Here is a 7,008-nt window from a genome sequence, read left to right as displayed (position 1 = left end):
CGCGCAGGCCGCCCAACATTCGATCAAGAAGACCTGTGACGCCTACACCACCCTGCACGCCAACCTGCGTAACGGCCGCTACGGACGGCCCGGCAGTAAGCGGTACACGAAGGCGAAGGGCAAGCCGGTCGCCTTCCGCCCCCAGGCCGCCCAGCCCTACGACGACCGCATGCTGTCCTGGCAGCACGAGCAGCGCACCGTCTCTATCTGGACCACCGAGGGACGGATGAAGAACGTGGCCTTCACCGGACAGGCCGAGCAGTTGGCCGTGCTGGCCGCGCATCGTCGGGGCGAGTCCGACCTTGCCTACCAAAACGGGATCTGGTACCTGATCGCGACCTGCGAGATCCCCGAGAAGCCCCTCAACACCGACCCGGTGGGCTTCCTTGGTGTCGACCTGGGGATCGTGAACATCGCCGCCACCTCTGACGGCGAGCGTCATTGCGGACGGAGGATCAACCGCAAGCGGGAGAAGGACCGGGCGCTGCGGTCCAAGCTGCAGAAGAAGGGCACGAAGTCCGCGAAGCGGCGGGCGAAGAAGTACGCGGGCCGCGAGGCCCGCCGCAACAAGGACATCAACCACAAAATTTCGAAACGGATCGTGGCGGAGGCTGAACGCACCGGACGCGGGATCGCCCTGGAGGACCTGGGCGGTATTCGCGAGCGGGCACGGCTGAGAAAGCCCCAACGCACCACGCTCCACTCCTGGCCCTTCCACCAACTCGGCGCCTTCCTCGCCTACAAGGCGAAGAAGGCCGGGGTCCCGGTGATGTACGTCGATGCGGCGTACACCAGCCAGGAATGCTCCCAGTGCCACCACACCGCACGCGCCAACCGGCCCTCCCAGGCCCGCTTCGCGTGCACGGTCTGCGGCTTCGTTGAGCACGCCGACCACAATTCGTCCCACAACATCGCCCACCGCGGGTGGATCGCGTGGGTCCGCGGGGCCCAGTCAACGGCCCCAGCCCTCACACTCCTCACGTGAAAGGCCGGACGCAGCCGGACCCATCACAGCCAGTGATGACCCGAGCAGCAAGCCCGGGATCTTCAGTCCCGGGTAGTTGACCGTGGGCTGTTCACGCATCGATGGCCTGTTCGCGCAGGCCCCGGACGAGGCGTGGGAGAAGATCTCCTGCGGCGACGGCGCGAAGGGGCCCCGCGTCTACCACTGGGCAGCGGTGCGGCTGCCGGCCGTCGCCGAGTTCGACTACCAGGGCGAGGTCCCTCACCGGATGCGGTGGGCACTGGCCCGCCGCAGCGTCAGCAAGCCCGACGAGATCGCCTACTACCTCGCCTACGCGCCCCTTCACGTCACCGTCCAGGAGCTGGTGCGGGCCGCCGGGGCACGCTGGGCGATCGAGGAGTGCTTCCAGGCCGCGAAGAACGAATGCGGCCTGGACCAGTACGAGGTCCGCCGCTACACGGGCTGGTATCGGCACATCACTCTGGCCATGCTCGCGCACGCCTTCCTGGCCGCCACGGCCCACCAGGCCGGGGAAAAGGGGGCCAAACAGGTGGGACGGCCGGGGTCATCGGGCTCACAGTGGCGGAGGTTCGGCGACTCCTGGCAGCTTGTCTTCCCCGGCCCCCGCGCCTGAGCGGACACCGCGGCCTCCATCACGCGATGAGCTGGTCGAACTGGCGCCGCCGACGCCAAGCAGTCGCCCGCTGCTGTCACTACCTGCGGCGTTGTCGGACGATCGAGGGGCGATCCCCATGAGGCCGCCCCGCACGACCGAAGTCCCGCTACACTCCCGCCACCCGGCGAAAGACCAGGCCAGACACCGAAATCCTGCTGGAGTACTAGGAATCCACCGGTGGATCGTGTGCGAAGTCGGATGGGGAGGGCCGCACAGCGGCCTCCTGGAGCCCCGCCGGAGATCCCGCACGAACCCACTTGCCGCCGTGGCCGCCGCGGAGGGGTTGTCCCTGTGCGCCTATCTCGCCCGGCTCGCCGACGCCCTTCTGACTCCGCAGGAGCTCGAGGAGCGCGCCACCACTGTTTGTGCGCAGCCACGACATGGCGAAGGCGCTGCTGGAGACGGTCCGCAAGGGCGCTGACGAGGGTCGCTACTCGCCGCCCAGCCCTTCCCCGGGCACGGACAGCTACGCCGACCTCTCGGTGTTGCTGACGGTGGTGGACATCAACGGCAAACTGGTCCTGACGCCAGCTGAGTTCGTGGCGCAGACGGAGAAGTAGCCCTGGGACGGCCACGTCCGCCGGCCCGATGGGTAGGTTGGCGGAATGCCTGACGGCCTCGGATGGATCGGCGAGCACGGCAACGCGGAAAGGGCAGGAGCGCTGCGACCGTGGACGACCTGATAGCGGCAAGTGAGAGGTTCGCCCGGGAGATCAGGGAGACGCGGCTCGCCGAGGGCGCTTTCGCCGCCCGGCTGGCAGAACGATGCCGCGTCTGGGCCGTCGACCGGGACGCTCTGCTCGCCCAGACCGAAAGCGTCATCGTGATCGCACTCATCGCGGCGGCCGATCCCCCGAAACCGACGCAGGCGGGGAGGTGGCGAGCGGATGCTCTGGCGCGGCTGCTACGCAGGGAGGACGTTCCTCTGTTCGCGGCCCTCCCCCGTGCGCAACCAGCCGGGCTCGCGTTGCGGGTGAACCAGCTGCGGCTGCTGTCCACGGGCCTGACCTCCCGCTCAGCTCTCCGCTGGGAGCGCCTGGTAGTCACCGCCGGCGAGTTCCTGAGCACCGGGGCGCCGCCACCCGGACCACCAGCGGGCTGACGGGCGCCGCAGCCCGCGCCCGCCGTGCGTCCATCGAGCTGGCGCCCATCGACCACCCCTCGCCGTCGACCAGTGCGCCGACCTCACCATTTCCGGGCTGTGGCCCTCATCATTCACCTGCCGGGCCCTCGGGCCGCCTGGGCCTCGCGGAGCACGGCCGCCGCCAGTCGGCCCGGGGCCCGGCCTTCCTCCACCGCCGTCCGAGTCGCCTCCGGCAGCGGGTCGGCGTACAGCTGGACCTTGACCTGCCCACGGCCCTGGGGATGGTCCGGGAGGAGGGCTGGGGGCGTGCCCACGTCCTCGCCGCCGCCCTCCCTTATGCCGACCCGGCCCGACGGCACTGTCATCGCGACCGCCGCTCCCGGCAGGTGGGCGGGGCAGTCAGTCCGTACGATCGACCTGACGCCCTGAGCGTTCCCCTCACCCCCGCTCCAGCAGCCCGGGCCACGGAGCGCCCATGCCTCGGCCGCGATCGCGGGGCGGAAGATGACACACCGGCGAATACCAGTGGAACTCGCCTCCACCCGCCCTCGGGCGGGCCCCCGTCCTGCCAGCCTGGGAGGCCAGGCCGTTGCGAGGGGGAGCGATGGTGGAGAAGATCAGGCGGTCCGGGCGGCGCGGCGCCCTGCGGGCTGCGCTGCTGGCCGTGGCGCTGCTCGCGGTGCCCGCCGCGGCGGGCTGCGGCGCGTCGTCCGCCGCTCCCGGGGGCGGGGCGCCGCATGCCCCGGCCGCCCCGGCCGCCTTCCCGGCCGCGGACTGCATTCCGGACCGCTACACCCCGCGGCCCGCGCGGATCGACGGACCGGCCGTCCAGCGCATCCGCGACCGCGGCCATCTCCTCGCGGCGGTCGACGTCAACAGCTACCTGTGGGCTTCGCTCGGCCGCGAGAGCCGCGAACCCGAGGGCTTCGAGGTCGACGTCGTCCGGGCCATCGCCGAGGACATCCTCGGCCCCGGGGCGCGGGTGAAGTACATCAGCATGCCGCCCTACGACCGCATCCCGCGGCTGCGGAAGCACCATGTGGACGTGCTGGTACGGGCGATGAGCGTCTCGTGCGCGCGGGTGCGGCAAGTGGCCTTCTCCGCGCCGTACTTCGAGACCGGCCACCGCCTCGTCACCCCCGAGGAGTCCCCCATCGCGGACTTCGGGCCGAGCGTGCGCGGCAAGCGGGTCTGCTACGGCAAGGGCAGCTCGGCCGGCGATCTGTTCCGCCGCTCGGCCACCGGCGCCGTGGCGGTCGAGGCGGAGAGCCATCTCGACTGCGTGGTGGAGGTGACCCAGGGGCGGGCGGACGCCATCTTGACCCATGCCACGCTCGGCGCGGGGCTCGTGGCCCAGGACCCCACCCTGCACCTGGTGGGCCCGCGGCTCGACACCTCCCTGTACGCGGTCGCGATGCACCGGGACGACCAGGACCTCGTGCGCCGGGTCAACGCCGTCCTGGAGGAGTACCGGCGCGGCGGCGCGCACAGCCGCTGGACGGCCTCCTACGACAGGTGGCTGCGCCCGCTGCTGGGCCCCGCGCCGGGCGGACCCCCGCCGGTCGCGTACACCGGCTGAGGGCCGCCTCCTCACCCCCGCTCCAGCAGCCTCTCCAGCAGCGCGTACGCCCGCCGCTCGGTCGCCGCCAGGCGGGTGGGGTCGACCTTGGGGGAGTGGAGTTCGCCCGCCGCCGCGTCGTCCGCCTCGCGCAACTCCACTGCCGATACGGCCAGTTGGACCGAAAGGTCCGGTGGTACGGGGCCGGGCGCGGCCAGGGCGTGCTCCGCGTGCTGGAGGGCGTGGGTGCAGGCGACCAGCGCGCGTTCCACCCGGAGCGAGGCGTGGTGGTGGGTCACCAGCAGGGCGCAGGCCAGGCCGGTCGTGATGCCCAGGAGGCTGCCCAGGGCGCGGTCCTCGATCAGGCGGCCGGGGGCGACCGGTTCGCCCAGGTCCGTCAGGAGCAGGGCCAGCGACGTGACGAAGACGACGCCCAGGGCGTAGTTGCGTACGACGGAGAGCTCCAGCAGGAACTCCAGCAGCACGATCACCAGCGCCAGCGCCGTCGCCCCCGGATGCAGGCTCAGTACCGCCAGTGTCAGCGCCAGACCGGCGATCGTCCCCAGGGCGCGCTGGAGCGAACGCACCGATGTGGTGCGGACGTTGACCGAGTGCAGCACCGCCGCAGCCGAGATCGCCGCCCAGTAGCCGTGGCCCAGGTGCAGGGCGACGGCCGCCGTGCCCGCGAGCGCCGTGCCCAGCGTCATCCGCAGCGCGGGGACCGCCAGCACCTCCAGGCGCTTCCCGCGCCGGTGCGCCGCGACCAGTTCCCAGGCGCGGCGGCGGGCGGGGGCGGTGGGGGCGGCGCTGCCCAGGGGGAAGGGGCGCGCGGCGGGCTCGGGAGAGGGCGGGGCGTGCTGCCGTACGGGCAGCGGCGGCGGCGCCAGTTCCCGCAGTACGGGGGGCGGTCGGCGGTGGCGTCCGGTGAGCAGGTCGGCCTGTGCGCGCATCGGGCGGGCCAGGGCGGTGAGGGTGCGCGGGGCGCGGCGGGCGGAGTGGATCAGCAGTGCCCAGGAGAGGTTCGTCAGGTAGGTGCACGGCTCGCGGTCGGCGCCGGTGCGCGAGGGGGAGGGCGGGGCGGGGGTGCGGCCGAGGGTGAAGTACGCCTGCAGGACGGCGGCGGTGGCGCGGTACCGGGCGCGGGTGGTGGGGGCAGGGGGGTCGTCGGCGGCCTTGGCGTCGTCGCCCGCCGCGCCCGTACGCCCACCCGCACCCCCACCCGCACCCGCGCCCGTACCGCTGCCCGCACCGCCGCCCCCGCCCCCCGCCGCCAGCACCTCCGCCACCCCCCGCAGCGCCCCCGCCACCGCCAGCCGCTGCGGCCGGTCGGGGTGGACGAGCCGGCCGGCGACCCCCAGTCCCCAGGCCGCCGCCGCGCCGATCGCGGCCACGGCGGTGTGCGGGAGGACGGCGCCGGGGGCGGCGGGGTCGTTGGCGGCGACGGCGAAGCCGAAGAGCAGCAGGATCGCCCCCAGCCCGCCCAGCCGGGCCGCGTCGCAGGCGAACTTCGCGACCCCGGCGACCACGGCGGTGGCCGCGACCACCACGAGGGCGCCCCCGCCCCCCTCCCACGGGCGGGCGAGGGCGGCCAGGACCGAGCCGCAGCCCACGGAGGCGGTGATGGCGAGGGCGACCAGGGCCAGGACGCGGGCGCGGCGTGCGTAGGGGAGGTTGCGGCCGAAGGTGGTGGTGAAGGCGCCCAGCACGCCGTAGACGGCGAGGTCGGGGCGCCCGGTGAGGGTCATCGGCAGCGCGGCCAGCGCGGCGGCGAGGGCGGCGCGCAGGGCGAAGGCGAGGGAGCCCTCGGCGTTGCTCATCCCCAGGGCGCCGCGGGGGGAGAGGACGTGCAGCACCTCGCCGGCGGAGCGCGGGAGGAGGCCGCGCCGGTCCACGCGGGCGCGCGGGTGCGGGGCGGGGTCTCCGGGGCGGAAGGGGCGGCGCGAAGGTGGCATATCGGCGCAATATTATCCTTCCGCCCCGCGTGAGCGTCAGCCCGCGCGGGGCGGAAGGTCCGTTCCGGGCTGCCCACCCAGCCGCCCGGTACGGGGTACGGGGCCGGCCTCAGCCGGCGCTTCCCGGCGTGCCCGTCGGCGCCGGCGGGGCGGGGCAGGTCACGGTGCCCGGCTTGACCTCGACGCTCAGGTTGGGCGCCGTCATGATGCCGGGGATCTGGATGTCGTGGACATCGGCGGAGGTGATCTGGTCGAGCTTGGCGTAGCGCGCCTGGATGCCGAAGTAGTCCGCGGTGCTGCCGAGCGGGTTGCGGACGTACGCACTGGCGGGGTCGTCCGGGTTCTCCTGGATGGTCTTCACGTCCTGGCCGTTGACGTTGATGTCGACCAGGCCGTCCATGTCCAGGATGCCGGTGGCGCTCCTGACGTCCAGGACGGTGTTCTTCGTCCGGATCTCCCAGGTGTCGCTCCGGTTGTCGTTCGCCCTGAGCAGCACGGTGTACGTCAGCGCGCCGATCTGCTGCTGCTGGCTGATGCACAGGTTGTTGATCACGCCCTCCGCGAAGCCCAGCCGCAGCATCTTCGTCGGCGCGTCCGTGCCGTCGGGCTGCGTGACGTTCTGGTCGACGACGGCCGCGCCGAAGCGGATCCCGTAGAGCGAGCTGGTCTTCAGCGTGCTCTTGCGAGGAGCCCCGGTCGTTCACGCCCGGGAGGAATCCCATCCCGTCGCAGCGACACGGAGTGTCGCAGCCACCTGACCTGCGGAGCAGGTCA

The 7,008-nt window shown here is 73.0% G+C and carries 7 protein-coding genes and 1 pseudogene; 5 read left to right on the top strand and 3 right to left on the bottom strand.

Features of this window, described 5'->3' with window-relative positions; translation table 11 throughout:
* From ACFQLX_RS25455 to ACFQLX_RS25440, 4 genes and pseudogenes are all read left to right on the top strand, one after another.
* The coding region (locus ACFQLX_RS25455) for an RNA-guided endonuclease InsQ/TnpB family protein (RefSeq protein ID WP_386418863.1) at positions 1 to 985 on the top strand (985 nt) is incomplete at its 5' end.
* Between the two features lie 94 nt (positions 986 to 1,079).
* A pseudogene (locus ACFQLX_RS25450) lies at positions 1,080 to 1,598 on the top strand (IS701 family transposase); the annotation flags it as partial.
* Between the two features lie 407 nt (positions 1,599 to 2,005).
* Complete coding sequence (locus tag ACFQLX_RS25445) at positions 2,006 to 2,200, top strand: hypothetical protein (RefSeq protein ID WP_386418859.1); 195 nt, start codon at positions 2,006 to 2,008, stop codon at positions 2,198 to 2,200.
* 110 nt (positions 2,201 to 2,310) lie between these two features.
* Positions 2,311 to 2,742 carry a hypothetical protein gene (locus ACFQLX_RS25440; protein WP_386418858.1) on the top strand — a complete coding sequence of 144 codons (432 nt, stop codon included), beginning with the start codon at positions 2,311 to 2,313 and terminating at the stop codon, positions 2,740 to 2,742.
* A 113-nt stretch (positions 2,743 to 2,855) separates the two neighbouring features.
* Here ACFQLX_RS25440 and ACFQLX_RS25435 read toward each other — a convergent pair whose 3' ends face one another.
* Positions 2,856 to 3,089, bottom strand: a complete 234-nt coding sequence (locus tag ACFQLX_RS25435; protein ID WP_386418856.1) for a hypothetical protein — start codon at positions 3,087 to 3,089, stop codon at positions 2,856 to 2,858.
* Between the two features lie 239 nt (positions 3,090 to 3,328).
* Here ACFQLX_RS25435 and ACFQLX_RS25430 point away from each other — a divergent pair, with 239 nt between their 5' ends.
* On the top strand, positions 3,329 to 4,303 hold the full coding sequence (locus tag ACFQLX_RS25430; protein WP_386418855.1) for a transporter substrate-binding domain-containing protein: 975 nt from the start codon (positions 3,329 to 3,331) through the stop codon (positions 4,301 to 4,303).
* An 11-nt stretch (positions 4,304 to 4,314) separates the two neighbouring features.
* Here the strand turns inward: ACFQLX_RS25430 and ACFQLX_RS25425 are convergent, their stop codons facing one another.
* Both ACFQLX_RS25425 and ACFQLX_RS25420 read right to left on the bottom strand, forming a co-directional pair.
* Positions 4,315 to 6,099 carry an FUSC family protein gene (locus tag ACFQLX_RS25425; protein WP_386418866.1) on the bottom strand — a complete coding sequence of 595 codons (1,785 nt, stop codon included), beginning with the start codon at positions 6,097 to 6,099 and terminating at the stop codon, positions 4,315 to 4,317.
* A gap of 244 nt (positions 6,100 to 6,343) precedes the next feature.
* Positions 6,344 to 6,907: a DUF6230 family protein gene (locus tag ACFQLX_RS25420; protein ID WP_386418864.1), complete on the bottom strand. Its 564-nt coding sequence runs from the start codon at positions 6,905 to 6,907 to the stop codon at positions 6,344 to 6,346.
* Between the last annotated feature and the right edge of the window lie 101 nt (positions 6,908 to 7,008).

The sequence above is a fragment of the Streptomyces polyrhachis genome (assembly GCF_042663125.1).
Taxonomy (GTDB): Bacteria; Actinomycetota; Actinomycetes; order Streptomycetales; family Streptomycetaceae; genus Streptomyces; species Streptomyces polyrhachii.
Note: the sequence above shows the minus strand (reverse complement) of the source record. Positions and strands in the feature narration are given on the sequence as shown.

Coding starts and splice junctions, on each gene's coding strand:
- ACFQLX_RS25430 (WP_386418855.1), top strand. CDS start 3,329: ATGGTGGAGAAGATCAGGCGGTCCGGGCGGCGCGGCGCCCTGCGGGCT.
- ACFQLX_RS25435 (WP_386418856.1), bottom strand. CDS start 3,089: ATGACAGTGCCGTCGGGCCGGGTCGGCATAAGGGAGGGCGGCGGCGAG.
- ACFQLX_RS25425 (WP_386418866.1), bottom strand. CDS start 6,099: ATGAGCAACGCCGAGGGCTCCCTCGCCTTCGCCCTGCGCGCCGCCCTC.